The organism is Haloferax sp. ATCC BAA-644 (assembly GCF_000336975.1).
GTDB classification, from domain to species: domain Archaea; phylum Halobacteriota; class Halobacteria; order Halobacteriales; family Haloferacaceae; genus Haloferax; species Haloferax volcanii.
In genome coordinates this window covers 117,813-134,491 of record NZ_AOLF01000002.1, presented here as the reverse complement: position 1 = coordinate 134,491, position 16,679 = coordinate 117,813, and the positions used below count along the sequence as shown (strand labels likewise).

14 protein-coding genes are annotated in these 16,679 nt (G+C 63.5%); 5 read left to right on the top strand and 9 right to left on the bottom strand.

What is annotated here, in order from left to right:
• The first annotated feature begins 48 nt into the window (after window positions 1–48).
• Window positions 49–1,383 carry a sialidase family protein gene (locus C458_RS02080; protein WP_008572810.1) on the top strand — a complete coding sequence of 445 codons (1,335 nt, stop codon included), beginning with the start codon at window positions 49–51 and terminating at the stop codon, window positions 1,381–1,383.
• 2 nt (window positions 1,384–1,385) lie between these two features.
• Here C458_RS02080 and C458_RS02075 read toward each other — a convergent pair whose 3' ends face one another.
• From C458_RS02075 to C458_RS02060, 4 genes are all read right to left on the bottom strand, one after another.
• Window positions 1,386–2,105, bottom strand: coding sequence for a hypothetical protein (locus tag C458_RS02075; RefSeq protein ID WP_008572808.1), 720 nt, complete (start codon window positions 2,103–2,105; stop codon window positions 1,386–1,388).
• The gene (locus C458_RS02070; protein ID WP_008572806.1) at window positions 2,102–2,977 is read right to left on the bottom strand and encodes a carbohydrate ABC transporter permease; all 876 of its coding nucleotides are present in this window, start codon (window positions 2,975–2,977) and stop codon (window positions 2,102–2,104) included. The genes C458_RS02075 and C458_RS02070 overlap by 4 nt, the downstream gene beginning before the upstream one ends.
• Window positions 2,970–3,845 carry a carbohydrate ABC transporter permease gene (locus C458_RS02065; RefSeq protein WP_006600104.1) on the bottom strand — a complete coding sequence of 292 codons (876 nt, stop codon included), beginning with the start codon at window positions 3,843–3,845 and terminating at the stop codon, window positions 2,970–2,972. The genes C458_RS02070 and C458_RS02065 overlap by 8 nt, the downstream gene beginning before the upstream one ends.
• A 63-nt stretch (window positions 3,846–3,908) precedes the next feature.
• Window positions 3,909–5,288, bottom strand: coding sequence for an ABC transporter substrate-binding protein (locus tag C458_RS02060; protein ID WP_008572804.1), 1,380 nt, complete (start codon window positions 5,286–5,288; stop codon window positions 3,909–3,911).
• A 210-nt stretch (window positions 5,289–5,498) separates the two neighbouring features.
• Between C458_RS02060 and C458_RS02055 the strand changes: the two genes are divergently transcribed.
• The 4 genes from C458_RS02055 to C458_RS02040 all read left to right on the top strand — a co-directional run bounded on the left by C458_RS02055 (window position 5,499) and on the right by C458_RS02040 (window position 11,259).
• On the top strand, window positions 5,499–6,638 hold the full coding sequence (locus C458_RS02055) for an ABC transporter ATP-binding protein (RefSeq protein WP_008578916.1): 1,140 nt from the start codon (window positions 5,499–5,501) through the stop codon (window positions 6,636–6,638).
• 1,487 nt (window positions 6,639–8,125) lie between these two features.
• Entirely contained in the window at window positions 8,126–9,079 is a 954-nt protein-coding gene (locus C458_RS02050) for an AEC family transporter (protein ID WP_006600105.1), read from the top strand.
• A gap of 816 nt (window positions 9,080–9,895) precedes the next feature.
• Complete coding sequence (locus C458_RS02045; protein WP_008572799.1) at window positions 9,896–10,306, top strand: cupin domain-containing protein; 411 nt, start codon at window positions 9,896–9,898, stop codon at window positions 10,304–10,306.
• Between the two features lie 119 nt (window positions 10,307–10,425).
• Window positions 10,426–11,259: a phosphoenolpyruvate hydrolase family protein gene (locus tag C458_RS02040; protein ID WP_004041312.1), complete on the top strand. Its 834-nt coding sequence runs from the start codon at window positions 10,426–10,428 to the stop codon at window positions 11,257–11,259.
• Between the two features lie 63 nt (window positions 11,260–11,322).
• Here C458_RS02040 and C458_RS02035 read toward each other — a convergent pair whose 3' ends face one another.
• The 5 genes from C458_RS02035 to C458_RS02015 form a co-directional block, all read right to left on the bottom strand.
• Complete coding sequence (locus C458_RS02035) at window positions 11,323–12,582, bottom strand: PQQ-binding-like beta-propeller repeat protein (RefSeq protein ID WP_008572797.1); 1,260 nt, start codon at window positions 12,580–12,582, stop codon at window positions 11,323–11,325.
• Window positions 12,583–12,863: 281 nt separating this feature from the next.
• Complete coding sequence (locus tag C458_RS02030) at window positions 12,864–13,607, bottom strand: ABC transporter ATP-binding protein (RefSeq protein WP_006600107.1); 744 nt, start codon at window positions 13,605–13,607, stop codon at window positions 12,864–12,866.
• Complete coding sequence (locus C458_RS02025) at window positions 13,604–14,362, bottom strand: ABC transporter ATP-binding protein (protein ID WP_006600108.1); 759 nt, start codon at window positions 14,360–14,362, stop codon at window positions 13,604–13,606. The genes C458_RS02030 and C458_RS02025 overlap by 4 nt, the downstream gene beginning before the upstream one ends.
• Window positions 14,362–15,516 carry a branched-chain amino acid ABC transporter permease gene (locus C458_RS02020; RefSeq protein ID WP_008572792.1) on the bottom strand — a complete coding sequence of 385 codons (1,155 nt, stop codon included), beginning with the start codon at window positions 15,514–15,516 and terminating at the stop codon, window positions 14,362–14,364. The genes C458_RS02025 and C458_RS02020 overlap by 1 nt, the downstream gene beginning before the upstream one ends.
• Window positions 15,513–16,454 (bottom strand): branched-chain amino acid ABC transporter permease, encoded by a 942-nt coding sequence (locus C458_RS02015; protein ID WP_008572790.1) that lies wholly within the window; start codon window positions 16,452–16,454, stop codon window positions 15,513–15,515. Before C458_RS02015 ends, C458_RS02020 begins: the two co-directional genes overlap by 4 nt.
• Window positions 16,455–16,679: the final 225 nt, after the last annotated feature.

Genomic DNA, 16,679 nt, shown 5'->3' with positions numbered 1-16,679 from the left:
CAGCGGGGGTACAGTTATTGTAGTCCCGTGTTAACATGCGGCTGCGTCATGAGCGAACGCAATTCGAGCCGCCAGCACAGCCGCCGGAAGTACCTCGCCGCGGTCGGCGCTGCCGGGGTCGCAGCAGTCGGGTCAACCGGCGTTATCGCGGGCCGCGGACGCGACGACGAACAAACAGACGTCGAAGGGACGCTGTACTCGCCCCCGTCGGGCGCGCCCGCTCCCGGGTCGCTGTATCCCCGCGTCACGCGACTGAAACACGGGTCGGGGAAGGGCGGCGAGAAGCAGTTGCTCGCGACGTTCGAGTACTATCCGTCGATGAGCGGCGGGTCGGAGCCGTACTTCCCCGTCTACCGAAGCACCGACGGGGGAGAGACCTGGTCGAAGTTCTCCGAGATTCACGACACGAGCGGGAAGGACTGGGGGCTTCGATATCAGCCGACCCTGTTCGAACTCCCGCACGCCGTCGGTCCGTGGCCGGCCGGGACGGTCCTCGCCGCCGGGAACTCCATTCCGATCCTCGACGACCCCGAAGACGTTCCCGAAGGTGAGGTCGGCGAACTCGGTGAGACGAGTATCGACCTGTACGCCAGCACCGACCGCGGGGAGTCCTGGGAGTTCGTGAGCACCGTCGTCACGGGCGGCAAAGCCGTCCCGTACGACGGAAACAGCCCCGTCTGGGAGCCGGAACTGGGGCTGGACGACGACGGAACCCTCGTCTGTTACTTCGCCGACGAGCGGATGGGGAGCGACGACGACTACAATCAGTTGGTCGCGTACAAGGCCTCGGAGGACGGCGGCCAGTCGTGGGGCGACGAGCAGTTCGTCGCGGCCGTCCCGGACGAGACGACGCGCCCGGGGATGCCCACCGTCACCCCGCTCCCCAACGGCACGTACATGATGAGCTACGAGGTCATCGGGCCGGACTACCTGTACGGCGAGGTCCACGTCAAGACCTCGCCCGACGGGCGCGACTGGGGCGACCCGACGGACGTGGGGACCCTCGTCTCGACGGCCGACGGTCGGCGGTTCATCAACGGCCCGTACGTGACGTGGACGCGGGCCGGCGGCAAAGACGGAACGATACTCGTGTCCGGAAAACAGCTCGTCGACGGGAACCGCGACCTCGCGGAGGGGAACGGCGAGGTCGTGCTCGCGAACTCGAACCTCGACGGGAGCGGCGACTGGGAGGCGGTCGACGCCCCGCTGTCGTTCGAGACGGAGGGCGACCTCGGCGGTCGGGCGTTCGTCGGGTGGACGACACCGCTGCTGCCCTCGCGCCACGGCGACGAGCTACTGCAGCTCACGTCGGTCGCGGACGGCCCGAATCTCTGTGAAATCAGTTACGGCGTCCAGTCGCTGCCCCTCGACGACGGGACGTAGCGTCACCGTCGAAACGTCGCGGAGAACTCGTTTTTCGGACTCTCACCGGAGACTGGACGGTCGGTCGGCGCGGTCGCGTCGGCTGTGTCGGCCGCGTCGGCCGCATCCCCTTCTCGGTCGCGCGTTTGGGCGGCCAGTTCCGTGTGGAACGCGGCCGCGAGCGCGGGAAACACGAGCGGGAGTGCGACCGTCAACACCGAACACACGACGAGTAGCGTCGCGGTCACGACGCCGACCAGCACCGTCGCCACCGGCCGCTCGACGGACCACCGGTAGCCGTCGGTGACGGCGTCGAACGCGTCGTCGCCCTGCGCGAGCGCGACGAAGCCCAGCGCGAAGACGACCCACGCGTGATACGCGAGATAGAACCCGACCATCCCGAGGACGCCCGCGAACGCCGACCCGGAGGCGGAGAACCGGCCGAGATAGAAGACGGCGAGCGCCGGGAACGCGACCAGGAGTCCGCTGAACAGGAGCGCGTCGAGCCAGTGGTCCGAAAGCGTCTCTCTGACGGCGTCGCGGTCGATGTGGCCATGTTCGCGGACGGAAGCGACGGCGCCGTAGACGCCCAACGTCGCCGGCCCGATTGTGACCAGCGGGACCGATGCGAGCACCCACGCGACGCTGATAGCGACCATCTGAACGGGGTGATGGAACACCGTTCGGACCGCGGCGACGAGCGCGCGGTGGACGCCGACGGCCCCGTCCGCTGACTCGCTCATCCCGTCGCGCCCTGCATCTGCACTGCTCGCACGATCTGTCCCTGGAAGATGAGGTAGATGATGAACAGCGGCAAGGACCCCAGAATCGCGACCGCCATGTGGAGTCCGGGCGTGTCGATGTTCCCCTGATAGAGGTTCACCAGTCCGATGGGAAGCGTGTACGCCGTCTCGTTCGACAGCACCAGGAGGGGCCAGAGGAACGCGTTCCAGTTGTAGACGAACATGAACAGCGCCAGCGCCGAGAGAATCGGCTTCGCGAGCGGGAGGATGATTCGGGTGTACACTTGGAAGGTGGTGAACCCGTCGAGCCTCGCCGCCTCCTCGTACTCGGCCGGGATGTCCTTGAAGAACTGGTAGAGGAGGAACACGCCGAGCGGGCTGGCCACGGCCGGCAGTATCACACCCCAGTAGGAGTTGATGAGGCCGAGGTCCGAGACGATCTGGTACAGCGGGACGATGTTCATGTAGTACGGGACCATGAAGCTCGCGAGGATAACACCCATGACCAGCCCTTGACCGGGCCAGTCGAGCCGCGTGAGCGAAAAGGCGATCATCGAGTCGATGACGACGATGAGCAGCGTCGCTCCGGCGGCGATGATGAACGTGTTGATGGTCCACTCGACGACGAGCGTGTTGTTCAGGAGGTACTGGTAGTGTTCGAGCGTTATCGGCTCGCCCGCGAGCGGCGGTATCCAGTAGGGTCGCGGGTCGCGCAACAGCTCGGTCGGCTGGAAGGACCGAGAGAGCGTGTACAGGTACGGGACCGCCATGAGAACGGCGAGGCCGTAGAGGAACGCGTGGAGCAACACGTTCCGAACCGTGTCGCCGTCGAGCCGTGCTCGTATCGAGTCCTGCGATGTCGTTTCAGTCATTTGAATCACCGATTACTTTGAAGTTCACGATTGCGATGACGATGAGGATGGCGACCAGCACGTACCCCATCGCCGCGCCGTAGCCGAACTGCTGCTGGGAGAAGGCGCTCCGGTAGAGATAGTAGACGAGCGTGTCCGAGGTGTCCTTCGGGCCGCCCTGCGTCATCACGTACGGCTGCGCGAACACCTGGAACTGGAGGATGAACTGCACCATCACCACGAACACGACCGAGTTTCGCATCTGGGGCAGCGTGATATCCTTGAAGGCTCGCCAGCCGGTCGCGCCGTCGAGCCGAGCGGCCTCGTACAGCCGTTCGGGGATGCTCTGTCGGGCCGCCAGGAAAATGACGAAGTTGAACCCGACCAGCCACCAGACGGTCATGAACGCGAGCGCCGCCATGACGAGGTCCGGCGACGTGAGCCACCCCGGCGGGTTGTCGATGAAGAAGCCGAGGTAGTAGTTTATCAGGCCGTAGCTCTGGGAGTACACCTGTCCCCACACCAGCGTCACGACCGCGACGGTGAGGACGTACGGACTGAAGTAGATGGCCCGGAGGGTTCGTTTCCCGGCCACGTCCCGGTTTACGCCGAGTGCCATTACCAAGCCGAGGATGACCAGCGCCGGAACCGAGATCGCGACGAAGAGGAGCGTTCCCTCCATCGCGTTATAAAACACGGGGTCCTGAAACAGTTCCACGTAGTTCTGGAGGCCGACCCACTCCGTCTCGGTGAGGTCGAACTTGTTCGGGTACGTGTGGAGGCTCATGTAGAGCCCCTTCAGGGCCGGCCAGATGAGGAACACCGTGAACACGGCGAGGTACGGAAGCGACCAGACGATGCCCTCGATGGTCTCCTTCCGCAGACCCATAACGGTCTTGCTGTTCGCCGCGGTCTCACCTCCCGTGATGCGTTCTGTTATCCCCATCTTCGATTACTCCGAGATGCCGTTCGAGACCGTCTGGATTCCGGAATCGATAGCAGCCTGTGGCTCGGAGTTCTGCGCCCAGATGTCGACGAGCCACGTGTACCAGTTCTGCGCGTTCGGGTCGCCGTTCGGGACCTTCGGGTGGTAGAAGTAGTCGCCGTCTTCGGCCATCTCGACGTACTTGTTGAGCGTCTTATCGTAGTACGGGCTGTTCTGGAAGGTGTCGGACTCGTAGATGCTGTTCGCGGCGGGCAGGTGACCGGCTTCGGCACCCCACGAGGGGTTCTGCGTGGTCATCCAGTGGGCGACTTCGGTGGCAATCTCCGACTTGGCGTCGCTCCGGCCCTCCTTCTTCGGGAGGACGATGGAGTGGCCGTCAGCCCAGACCTTATCCTGCTGTTTGTTCGGGCCGACGGTCGGTTCGAAGAAGCCCCAGTTGAGGTCGTCGACGCCGGACAGAGCGGCGACGTACCACGTCCCGTTCATCGCCATCGCGCACGTTCCGTTCTGGAAGGCGTTGTTCCCCCATGTGTCCTCGCTCGTGGCGGGGGCCCATCCCATGTCGCCGGTCATATCGGAGAAGAGTTGGGCGATGTTCATCCCGGCCTCGCTGTCGAACGTCGGGTTCCACTCGTCGTCGTAGAGGCTCCCGCCCTGCTGTTTGACCCAGGAACTCCACGTCCGGAACGACCCGAATCCGTCGTTGTACGGCGACTGCGTAAACGCGTGAGCGTCGGTGTTCTCGACGACCGCGTCACCCGCCTGCCGGAACTCCTCCCAGTTCGTCGGCGGGCTCTCGGGGTCCAAGCCGGCCTGTTCGAACAGGTCCTTGTTGTAGTACACGCCGATGGGATGCATGTCCATCGGCAGCGCGTTCACGTTGTCGTTGACGGTGACGAGGTCCCAGTGGCTTTCGGTGTAATCGCCTTTAATCGACGCCGTGTCGGCGTAGGACCCGATTGCGTCGATACCGCCGTCCCACGCTCGCAGGTACGCGGCGTGCATGACCGCCATGTCGGGCGCTTCGCCGCCGGAGAGGGCGGTGAACAGCTTGTTGTAGTACTCGTTCCACGGGGTGCGTTGGCGGTTGATGGTCACCTCCGCGTCCGTGTCGAGCGGCTGTTCCTCGTTGAACTTGTTGACGATGCTCTCCATAATCGGCCCTTCGCCGCCGCTGAACAGTTCCCAGAACGTGAGCTCGTAGGACTCGCTCCGCGTGTTGCCGGAACTGCCGCCGTCACTGCTGTCGCCGTCACCGCCGCCACTTCCGCTGTCTCCACCGTTGTCGCCGTTGCCGGCGCAGCCCGCGAGTGCGACGGTTCCCGCGACTCCGGCAGATTTGATAAACTTCCGACGGGTCCTGCTAGTGATAGCTTCTCGAACCATGTGTCATGTGTATATGTAGGGGTATGGATTAAACTATTTTCCGTGACTAATTCTGCCGGTAGATGAAATCCGACGTACTACTCGCTCGCCCGTCTGTCGTGGCGGCGCGGAGAGTGAGCGCCGTTCAGACTGCGCTCGCGTCCCCGAATGACGCGACTTCGAGCGGAGGTAACCACAACTATTATTAGTTCTCTTGGCAACCCACGAACAATGAGTACTGTTAGCATCGAAAACGTGCGAAAAGTCTACGGTGGCGACTCGGATATTGTCGCCGTCGACGACATCAGCTTCGAGATAGCGGACGGTGAGTTTCTGACTATCGTCGGTCCCTCGGGGTCGGGCAAGTCGACGTTGCTCCGTATGATTGCGGGTCTGGAAGATATCACAGAAGGGACGATACGTATCGGGGACCGGGTCGTCAACGGCGTCCAGCCGCAGGACCGGGACGTCGCGATGGTGTTTCAGAACTACGCGTTGTACCCGCACATGACCGCGCGCAAGAACATGAGTTACGGGTTGCAGTTGACGACCGACCTCCCCGAAGACGAGATAAACCAGCGGGTGATGGACGCGGCGGAGATGATGGGTGTTACGGACCAACTCGACAAGCATCCTGGAAACCTCTCCGGAGGACAGCAACAGCGTATCGCCACGGGCCGCGCCATCGTGCGCGAGCCGTCCGTCTTCCTGTTCGACGAACCGCTGTCGAACCTCGACGCCAAGCTCAGACTGCACATGCGGACGGAACTCCAGCAGCTCCAGGACACGCTCGGGACGACGACGGTGTACGTCACTCACGACCAAGAGGAGGCGATGACGATGTCCGACCGCATCGCCGTTGTCGACGGCGGCGAACTCCAGCAGATAGGGACGCCGGAGGAGATATACAACGAACCTCGGAACCTGTTCGTGGGCGACTTCGTCGGGAACCCGCCGATGAACCAGTTCGAGGTACGACTGTCGGGCACGTCGCTGGTCGCCGACGGCTTCAGTTACGACCTCTCCGAGCGAGTTCTCGAACATATCAAGCAGTACGCCGATGGCGTAGACGAGTTCGTGCTCGGCATTCGGCCCGAGAACATCACCCTCACAGACAGCGACCAGCCCAACGCGGTTCGAGCGTTCCTCGACGTCCGCGAGCCGGTGGGGTCGGACAACTATCTCCACTTCGACATCGAGGGCGAGGAGTGCTGGGTCCGCGTGCCTGGCGATGTCAAACCCGACACGAACCAAGAGCTGTCGCTCGCCTTCGACGAGGAGCGGTTGCATCTCTTTCGGCAGTCTGACGGCATCAACATTCTCGCACAAGAGGAACCACCGTTAGAGGCGACGGCTGGGCAGAACACCTGATAGCGCCCCTGTGAAACGCAACGAAACCGGTTTTCCGGAGAGCTACGGCTGATACGTGGAGCTAGTTTTATCCGAGGGAGACGCGAGCGACGCGTCGGTTCGATTCGTCGGTGACGGCCGTAGTCGGCACTACGGTTCGTCTCCGGCGAGGTGCGGTGACGCTATCGACGCCTCCCGAATCGCCGCCGATACAACCCGTGGATGACTGAACCTCCCATGCCCGCCCCGTAGTCTCGGGACGAACAACTACATTCTGAAATACAGAATAGACTCCGCCCGAGTTGACCCGGCGGGACCACCTGCAACGAACTAGTAGAAGCCGTCGGTTACTCCGGTGAACGATGGTTACACTGTACGTGCATAGACACGAAACCAAAAATAGTGTAAGAACGACTATACGAACTCCCTTTTTCCGGTGGGTGGCACGAGACCGGTGGTCGTATTACGGCCGACTGTCTCCGTCGGTTCGACTCCTGACCATCGAGCGGTACGCCGATGAGCACAGTCTCTATGGTGTTCTTAATCTCAGAAAGCAGTTTCCATACTCACGCTGTGTTTCTCCTCTCGGTCATCAATAAGTCCGGTCAGTACAACCTCATTACATCTATATCGTTGTAATTCGATTTATGTTTGCCCTCTCGGTTGGTACTGAAGAGGCCATAGAAGGCTGAAATCCCTATCTCTCGAAGCTGTTCTCTAATTTGGAATCTGCTTCCGTATCCATACCGGTCCGCCAACGCCCGACAAGCGTCCCACCGAACGTACCCCGAAGGGATGGTCCGGTTGCGAGTCGACGTGGAGTGAGAGAGTGGCTACGCAGGCCGCGGGGTCGACGCCGATGACAAACCTCGGACACGAACCGGGAGAGCGTGTCGTCGGACTGTCGTAGTTCGCGTAGTGGCCTCACGGCTCGCAACTCCGCTCTCGACGACGTTTGCCGCGTACGCCTCCACTCGACCGGAGGTGAAGCCGATAGTCGTCCTGCCATGGTTATGGTCGCATTCCCCGCTCAGCGAATCGCGGTGTCGTTCCCGAACGGATTTCGGTTCTTTATATTGCGACTCTACTGAAATAGCACTGGTCTATGAAGAAATTCGAACATTCTGAATACTGTGAATTCTTCGGATAATTTAAAATACTGGTTGTATTGTGGAGGCTATGGACCTTCGATACTCCTTTCAGTACGCTCTCACGGATAATCGTTGAGAATATCTGGATCGTGGGCTGTCGTTTCTCTCTGTCTTTTGATTTCCCGATAGTATCGTTGCATAACACATGCATGGCTACGAGGTTTTCGAAGGGAAAAGACCGGGTCACATCGCTATGGCGGTTACTCTCGTGGGCAACGGGTTTTGACCCGCACGTAACCGTCTCCGATACTATTTATACCAGAAGCGATATTGAACTGATATGGGCCCACAGCGACAGCGTAGAGTCTCAGTTGAACCCGTTCGACCGCCGAAGCGACGTTCCCCGGGAGACCGACCATGTCGTTGACGGGGGCGTTCACGAACGCGATTCTCCCGATACTCGGCGTCGCCGTCGTCGGCTATCTCTTGGCGCGAACGACGGACATCGATGTCGAACCGATAAACACGCTCGGGCTGTACGTGCTCATCCCGGCGTTGGCGTTCCACAGCATCGCCACGACGACCCTCGGCGGCGGGGAGGTCCTCAAACTCGGCCTCGGCGTCGTCGGCTACTCCCTTCTCATGATCGTCATCGCGTGGGGCGTCGGCCGACTCGCGGGCGAGTCGGGCCCGCTCCTCGGCGCGCTCATGCTGGCGGCGGCGTTCCCGAACTCGGGCTTCGTCGGCATCCCGCTTTCCGGATTCGCCTTCGGTGAGGTCGGACGGACGACCGCCGTTATCTACCTCACCATCCAGAACGTCGTGGTCTACACGCTCGGCGTATACATCGCGTCCAACGGCTCCGACGCGGGCGCACTCGACGCCGTCACCGAGATATTCCGTCTCCCGCTGCTGTACGCCATCGTCGCCGGCGTCGTCGCCCGCGCGCTCGGGGTCGTCCCGCCGGCCGACGCGGCGCTCATGGAGACCGTCGGCCTCGTCGGCGACGCGTCGATTCCGGTGATGTTGCTCATCCTCGGCATCCAACTGGCCGAGACCGACGTGTCCGCGATATCGCGGTCGGTCGCCCCGTCGGCGCTGAAGCTCGTCGTCGCGCCGCTCGTCGGATTCGGCCTCGCGCTCGCGTTGGGCTTCGGCGACCCGACAGTCGCAAAGGTGTTCGTCCTCGAATGCGCCACGCCCGCCGCGGTCATCCCGCTGGCGCTCACCATCGAGTACGCCGACGAGACGACAGTCGACGGCATCACCGCGCCCGAGTACCTCAGTACCACCATCTTCACCACCACCGTCGCCAGCGTCGGCGTCCTGACCGTCCTCGTGGCGGTCTTACAGGCGGGCGCGCTGTTCTGAGTCCCCCGCGGCGACGGCGGTATTCGTGGCCGTCATCCGCGACTCTCGGCGATTCACATCTCGAAAACGTTTCTCGGCGCTCCACCCGCGCTCCGCGTGAGCCCTCGAATAACGGACTCTGCGCCTCCGCGGGACGGACGCCAAACTCCGACTGGTGACTCCGCAACTGTGCTTTCCTCGTCTCGTAAATGTCGGGCACGGGACGTTTCCGTTACAGGAGTACGAGTGTAATTTCTCGTGACGGCCGTACGATTGTAATGTCGAGCGAGGAGACGAGTCGAACGCCGGTTCGGTTGGGTGCCACCACGCGTTTGCGCACCCTATTTTCGATATGAAAATTCACGTTCGGGGAGCCGTCCCGCTCGTCACCACACGACTCGCCGCCGACACGAGAGCGACGGTCGTCGTCGCCGGTCGACCTCCGCATCGCCCGCCCGAGGAGGCGAGTAGTTCGGGTTCGGCGAGACGGCGAATCCCGCCGACATCGGCGCGGGTCCGCTCGTTTTCGGAGGTGGGCATCGTTCAGTCGTCGATGGGGCCGTTCGCAGTTCGTCCCCGCGATAGTACATACAAATTAATAATTCACAACATGGAAACGGAACGGGTCCTCGACGCGGGCGCGACCAATCGAATAGCGATGAATCGACGCGAGGGGGTATCTGTCTCCGATTCAGCGGCGCAGTTCTCGGTTTCTCGCTCGGCGTCGCGATTCTCCTCTCGAAAATGAGCCGGCCGCCTCGGGCACTCGACGAGCCCGCTGCCCGCGTTCGGCCCACCAAAATATTTAATAATTGATACTGTTTGACTCAACACGTCATGGTATCCGAAAAGCGGTTCGTCCAGCCGGACGACGTGGAGACGATTCGATTGGACTGGGGTACGCTGAAGTGGATGAACACCCCCGAGGTCACTGGGTCCGAAGGGTTCAGCGCCGGCGTCGTGTTGCTCGAACCCGGGAAGGGCCACGAGCGACACACCCACCCCGACAGCGAGGAGATACTGTACATCCTCGGCGGCGAGGGTGAACAGACCATCGAAGACGAGACGCGCACGGTCGGCGCGGGCGACATGGTTCACATCCCGAGCGGCGTCGAACACAGCACTATCAACACCTCGTGGGAGCCGCTTCGGTTCCTCGCGGTCTACTGCCCGCCCGGCCCGGAAGCCGAAATCCGCGCGGACGACGACGCGACGGTCTTCCCGCCCGGCGAGTTCCCGGACAACTGATTCGCGCGGTCGAGCGCCCTCGTATCGACGACGGCGCGGCCGCGTCGCTCGCCGGACACTCGGCTGCCGGTCGATTCTTCCGAAATATTAAAGTCGCACGCGATGGCCTGTCAACCCGGATGAAGTATACTCGTGCCGAATCACTCGACCGTATTGAAGCCACGATTGAAGCCGGTGACCCGGTCATCGGTGCCGGCGCCGGTACCGGCATCTCCGCCAAGTTCGCGGAGCGCGGCGGCGTCGACCTCCTCATCATCTACAACTCGGGACGCTACCGGATGAACGGTCGCGGCTCCCTCGCCGGCCTCCTGCCGTACGGCGACGCCAACGAAATCGTGGTCGAGATGGGTCACGAGGTCATTCCGGTCGTCGAGGACACGCCGGTGCTCGCCGGCGTCAACGGCACCGACCCCTTCCGCGACATGAGCGTGTTCATCGAAGACCTGCGTCGCCGCGGGTTCTCGGGCGTCCAGAACTTCCCGACGGTCGGACTCATCGACGAGGACAGCAGCTACCGGAAGAACCTCGAAGAGACCGGGATGGGCTACGACAAGGAAGTCGAGATGATTCGCGAGGCGAGCGAGCAGGGGATGCTGACGTGCCCGTACGTCTTCACCGAAGAGCAGGCCGCGGCGATGACCGAGGCCGGCGCGGACGTCATCGTCTCGCACATGGGGCTGACGACTTCGGGCGACATCGGCGCGGAGACGGCGCTCGACCTCGACGACGCGGCCGAGCGCGTGCAGGCGCACCACGACGCCGCCAAGGCGGTCCGCGACGACGTACACGTCATCTGCCACGGCGGCCCCATCGCGTGGCCCGACGACGCGGCGTACGTCCTCAACAACACCGAGGGCGTCGTCGGCTTCTTCGGCGCGTCGAGTATCGAGCGCCTCGCCACCGAGGAGGCCATCGAGAATCAGGCGCGCGAGTTCAAGGAAATCGAATTCTAGAGGGGTCTCCAAGCCACAGCTACCGACTACGGGCCGTCGTGAGGGCTGTCCCGCGCCGTCAAGCTACTCGACTGCGTACACCTTCGCGTCGGTCCCGCCGAAGTACAGTCGCCCGTCGACGAGCGCCGGACTCGACCCGACGCCGCGCCCGTCGATTTCCATGAACCACTCTTCTTGCCCGTCCGTCGTGATGGCGTGGACGCCGACGCCGTCGCCGTCCGACTGCCGGTGCGTTCCGACGTAGAGCAGGTCTTCAGTCAGGACGGGACTGCTCCCGACTTCCAGCGCCGGCGTCTCGAAGCTCCAGTTCTCAGCGCCGCTCCCGCGGTCGAATCGGAACACCTTCGCGTGGTTGGTCGTCGGGTCGTCGAGCGTGTTGTACGGCGTGTGACCGACGTAGACGGCCTCCTCACCGACGGCGACTGACCCCGAGATGTACCGGCCCGCCGTGTCAGCGAGCCACTCCTGTTCGCCCGTCGCCGCGTCGGCGGCGTGGACGTTCCCGTTCCAGTCGGTGAAGTAGACGGAGCCGTAGGCGACCGCCGGACTCGACCATATCATATCGCGGGTCTCGTAGGTCCACTCGACCTCGCCGGTCGACCGCGACAGCGCGTACAGCGCCTCGTCGGAGGTACCGACGTACACGCGGTTGTTCGTAACGGCCGGAGTGCTGACGACCTCGTCACCGACTTCGTACCGCCACTCCGTCTCCCCCGTCTCGGCGTCGAGGGCGCACACCCAGCCGGTCTCCGAGACGTTGGCCTCCTCGGCGTACCACGCGCACGCGAGGTTGTGACAGCCGACCCCGGTGTAGACCGTGCCGTCCCAAACCGTCGGGCTCCCGCGAATCAGCCCGTCGAATCCCCGCGACCAGCGCTCCTCGCCGGTCTCGGCGTCGAGCGCGTACAGATGTTTGTCGTACGACCCAATGTAGACGACGCCGTCGGCGTAGGCCGGCGTCCCCTCGATTCGGTGTCCGGCCTCGAACGACCAGCGTTTCTCGCCGGTCTCGGCGTCGAGCGCGTACAGCGCGCTGTCCGCGCTCCCGATGTAGACGGTGCCGTCGGCGACGATTGGGCTCCCCCAGAACGCGTCGCCAGCCTCGAACGTCCACTCTACCGAGGGCTCCGAATCGAGGGGTGACACGTCGCCGATGTAGCCGGTGTTGTAGCGTCCTCCCCGGAACGTCGGCCACGAGGTGACGGGCTCGGACACGGGGTGGCGCTCGGACGCGGACGCCACCGGGCGTTGACATCCCGCGGTGAACGCGAACGCGGACGAGGAGAACGCGGCGAGAAACCGTCGTCGATTGGTCCGTTTCATGTCCCGTGTGTTCGAGTGTCACGAAATAATATTGTCGACTGGCTGACGGCGACCGGTGGGTGAGACGCCGACCGCAGACTGCGAGACTGAGCGACGAGGTGGCGCCCGAAACGTGAGTCGAGGGGAGAGTCGGGACGAGAACGGACCGGAACGAACCAGCATGGACCGACCGGAACGAACCGGAACAAACTGGAGCGAAACGGAAGCGAGGTGGAAGAACGGAGCGAGGTGGAAGAACTGAGCGCGGTCGGTCCGCAGCGAGGGCCGCGAGGCCGCCGCGGTCAGACGACGAGGTACTCGTCGAGGTCTTCGGATTCGAGTTCGTCCACGGTGCCTCCGTAGACGATGTCGCCCTGGTCGAGCACGTAGCCGCGGTCCGCGATGCGGAGCGCCTCGCGGACGTTCTGCTCGATGAGAAGCACCGTCAGTCCCTGGTCGGCAATCTCCGTGATGGAGTCGCCCACCGCCTTGACGATTTGCGGGGCCAGTCCCTCGGTCGGCTCGTCCAGCAACAGCAGTTTCAGGTTCGGCAGCCTGAGCGTCCGCGCGATGGAGAGCATCTGCTGTTCGCCGCCCGAGAGCGTCCCCGCCTGTTGGGTGCGCCGCTCGTCGAGCCGCGGGAACAGGTCGTACAACTCGTCTATCGACATCGTGCTCTCGCCGCCGCCGAGGCCGCCCCGACGGATGGTATTCCACCAGCCGCGCGTAATTTTCGACATTTCGAGGTTCTCCTCGACCGTCAGTTCGGTGAACAGCCGCCGCCCCTCGGGGACGACGCCGATGCCGCCCATGGCGATGTTGTCGGCCGGCCAGTCCGTGATGTCGTCGCCGTCGAACCGAATCGACCCCGAACGGATGGCGGGCGGTTCGGTCCCGGCGATGCTGCGGACCGTCGTCGTCTTCCCCGCGCCGTTGCGGCCGAGGAGCGTGACGACCTCGCCCTCGTCGATATCGAGCGAGACGCCGCGGAGAATGTGGCTCGGCCCGTAGTAGGCGTGCACGCCGTCCAGTTCGAGCAGGCTCATTGCTCTCCACCTCCGAGGTAGGCCTCGCGGACGGCCGGATTCTCCCGAATCTCCTCGGGAGTCCCCTGCGCGATGAGCCGTCCTTGGTGGAGCGTGAAGATGCGGTCGGACACGTCGAAGACGATGTCCATGTCGTGTTCGACGAGGAAGATGGTCATCCCCCAGTCGGCCAGCAGGTCGTGGATGAGGTTCACCGTCATCTGCGTCTCCGTCGGGGACATGCCGGCGGTCGGCTCGTCCATGAACAGCAGGTCGGGGTCGGTCGCCAGCCCGATGGCGACCTCCAAGCGCCGCTTGTCGCCGTACGGGAGCGAGCCGGCTTCCATCCGGGCCTTCGAGTCGAGGCCGATGGTGTCGAGGATGTCGTTCGTCCGCGATTGGACCTCGTCGAACGAGTCCCGTCGGCGGAAGAAGTTGACCCGAAAGGAGCCGTGTTCGGCCGCGAACGACGCGACCTGCACGTTCTCGCGCACCGTGAGTTCGGGGAGAATCGACGCGGTCTGGAACGACCGGCCGACCCCGAGCTGTGCGATTTCGAACGGTTTCATCCCGACGAGCTCGGTGCCGGCGTAGGACACTTGGCCCTCGGTCGGGTGCAGGCGTCCGGTAATCGTGTTGATGAGCGTGGATTTGCCCGCCCCGTTGGGGCCGATGAGCGAGACGAGTTCGCCTTCTTCGACGTCGATGTCGACGTCGTCGAGCGCCGTGAGCCCGCCGAACTCCTTGGTGAGTCCGCGGGTTTCGAGCAGCGCCATCAGTCCTCACCTCCCGGGGCGTCGCCGGTCGAGTCGCCGCCCGTGACTCGGGCCGTGACCGCGGCGACCAGCTCTCGGGGGTCGCGGAGCGCGCCGGTGAGCGCGGTAATCATCCCCCAGATGCCGTCGCGGTAGACCCACACGACCGTGGTAAAGGAAAGCGACAGCAGGAGCAGCCAGTAGTTGCCGAGCGTCGGGAAGCCGTTGACGATGCCCTTGAAGTAGAAGAACACGAACGTCCCGATGACCGGGCCGGCGAGCGTCCCGAGGCCGCCGAGGACGGTCATGACGACCACGTCGCCGCTGACGGACCAGTAGAGGCGCTCGACGCCCGCGAACTGGGTGTTGACGGCCATCAGCCCGCCGGCGAGGCCGACGATGGCCGCAGAGAGGAGAAACGCCGCGAACTTGTAGCGCCAGACGTCGAGACCGACGAACGCCGTCCGCGTCTCGTTCTCGCGAATCGCCTTGAAGATGAGCCCGTAGGGCGACTTGCGGATGCGCGTGATGGAGGCGACGACGGCGACGAAGAAGACGCCGACGAAGAGATAGAGGTTGTTCACGACGAGTTCCCCGAGGAGGCCGCCGTACTGGTGTTCCAGTTCGAAGACCCCGAGAACGGCCGACCGCGGCACTTCGAGGCCGTTTATCCCCTTCGTGATTTCCACGAGCGGCTCGCGGGCGAGGAAGTAGAGGAACTGCCCGATGGCGAGCGCCACGATGGAGAAGTACACCGTGTGGAGGCGCAGGAGAATCAGCGCCGCGACCGCCCCGAGGGCGACCGCGGCCAGCGTCCCGACGACGATGACCGCCAGCGGGTCATTGTACACGTGAATCGCGAACAGCGCCGCGGCGTAGCTCGCGGTCCCGAAGAACATGGCGTGGCCGAACGAGAGGAGGCCGGTCTGTCCCAAAAGGAGGTTGAATCCGAGCGCGAATATCGACCAGATGAGGATGGTAATCGCCAGCCCGTGATAGCCCTGGAAGACGTCCGAGACGACCGGCGCGCGGCCGAATGCGTACGAGAACAGGAGGACGAAAAGTACCGACGACAGGAGGACGAACGACTCGGTGTGTTTGATTCGGTCCCAGGTATCCCAGCTAATCAACGACGATGCTTCGGCTACGGTCTTGTGGGTGTTGTCCGTGCTCATTGTCCGATCTCCGCCGAGGGGAAGATGCCGCTCGGCCTAATCGTCAGCACCACGATGGCGAGCAGGTAGATGCTGGCCTGCGTCATGCTCGGTTCGAGTTCCGTCGCCACCGCGAAGGTGAGCCCGGCGAGGAGCGCGCCGACGACGGTCCCGCGCAAACTGCCGACGCCGCCCATGATGACGATGACCAGCGACGGGATGATTATCTCCATGCCGATTTCGGAGGTCACGTTGAAAAGCGACCCGCCGAGAACGCCCGCGAGTCCGGCGTACGCAGCTCCGACGGCGAATATCAGGAGGAACGGCCGCCCGATACGGATGCCGAGCATCTGCGTCATCTCGGAGTCTTCGGTCCCCGCCCGGACGGCGAGGCCGTAATCGGTGTACTTGAAGAACGCGAAGATACCGGCGACGAGCAACAGCGTGAGCGCGACGACGAGGACGCGTATCGTCGAAGCCGCGCTCATTCCCGGCGGCGTTCCGATGACGGGAAGGGATATCGCGCCCGTGAGCCACTCCGGACGCGGGTAGATGGTCCCCGTTCGGCCGAAGAGGATGGCGACCAGCTCTTGGGCGGCGATGAGGATGCCGAACGTGACGAGCAGTTGGTCGAGGAGTTCTCGTTCGTAGAACGGTTTCGCAATCCAGCGCTCCATCGCGACGCCGACGACGAAGATGACCACCGGCGTCAACACGAGCGCGGGGACGAACCCCCAGTCGAGGCCGACCTGCCCGAAGTCGCTCAACAGCCCGCCGTACTGTTCGCTCGACGCGATGAGAAGCCCGATGTACGCGCCGCTCAGGTAGAGGACGCCGTGGGCCATGTTCACGTACTTAAGCGACCCGAACACGATGGACAGGCCGACCGCGACGAGCAGATACAGCGACGCGACGCTCAGCGCGATGAAGAGGAATCCGACGACCCCGTCGATGTTCATCGCTTCCACCTCGGTACAGCCGTGAGTAAGCAGTTCATGGTGTGCACGATTATTCATGAATTCTTCAGTATGTTAATCTTGCGTTTCGCTGACTTTTGACACGGCAGCGGCCCGCTCTCCGGGTGCGGCGGGGGTCGTCTCCGGGCGTCAACGCGAGGCCCGTATAACCGAGAAAAAGCGGCGTCCGAACAGTCGAACGCGGTTGGGATGACCGCAAAGGGAGTC

Bases quoted from the DNA above. Each gene is read 5' to 3' on its own strand.
- C458_RS02020 (WP_008572792.1), bottom strand. From the start codon at position 15,516: ATGAGCACGGACAACACCCACAAGACCGTAGCCGAAGCATCGTCGTTG.
- C458_RS02065 (WP_006600104.1), bottom strand. From the start codon at position 3,845: ATGGGTCTGCGGAAGGAGACCATCGAGGGCATCGTCTGGTCGCTTCCG.
- C458_RS02055 (WP_008578916.1), top strand. From the start codon at position 5,499: ATGAGTACTGTTAGCATCGAAAACGTGCGAAAAGTCTACGGTGGCGAC.
- C458_RS02045 (WP_008572799.1), top strand. From the start codon at position 9,896: ATGGTATCCGAAAAGCGGTTCGTCCAGCCGGACGACGTGGAGACGATT.
- C458_RS02035 (WP_008572797.1), bottom strand. From the start codon at position 12,582: ATGAAACGGACCAATCGACGACGGTTTCTCGCCGCGTTCTCCTCGTCC.
- C458_RS02070 (WP_008572806.1), bottom strand. From the start codon at position 2,977: ATGACTGAAACGACATCGCAGGACTCGATACGAGCACGGCTCGACGGC.
- C458_RS02040 (WP_004041312.1), top strand. From the start codon at position 10,426: ATGAAGTATACTCGTGCCGAATCACTCGACCGTATTGAAGCCACGATT.
- C458_RS02030 (WP_006600107.1), bottom strand. From the start codon at position 13,607: ATGAGCCTGCTCGAACTGGACGGCGTGCACGCCTACTACGGGCCGAGC.
- C458_RS02080 (WP_008572810.1), top strand. From the start codon at position 49: ATGAGCGAACGCAATTCGAGCCGCCAGCACAGCCGCCGGAAGTACCTC.
- C458_RS02050 (WP_006600105.1), top strand. From the start codon at position 8,126: ATGTCGTTGACGGGGGCGTTCACGAACGCGATTCTCCCGATACTCGGC.
- C458_RS02075 (WP_008572808.1), bottom strand. From the start codon at position 2,105: ATGAGCGAGTCAGCGGACGGGGCCGTCGGCGTCCACCGCGCGCTCGTC.
- C458_RS02025 (WP_006600108.1), bottom strand. From the start codon at position 14,362: ATGGCGCTGCTCGAAACCCGCGGACTCACCAAGGAGTTCGGCGGGCTC.
- C458_RS02060 (WP_008572804.1), bottom strand. From the start codon at position 5,288: ATGGTTCGAGAAGCTATCACTAGCAGGACCCGTCGGAAGTTTATCAAA.
- C458_RS02015 (WP_008572790.1), bottom strand. From the start codon at position 16,454: ATGAACATCGACGGGGTCGTCGGATTCCTCTTCATCGCGCTGAGCGTC.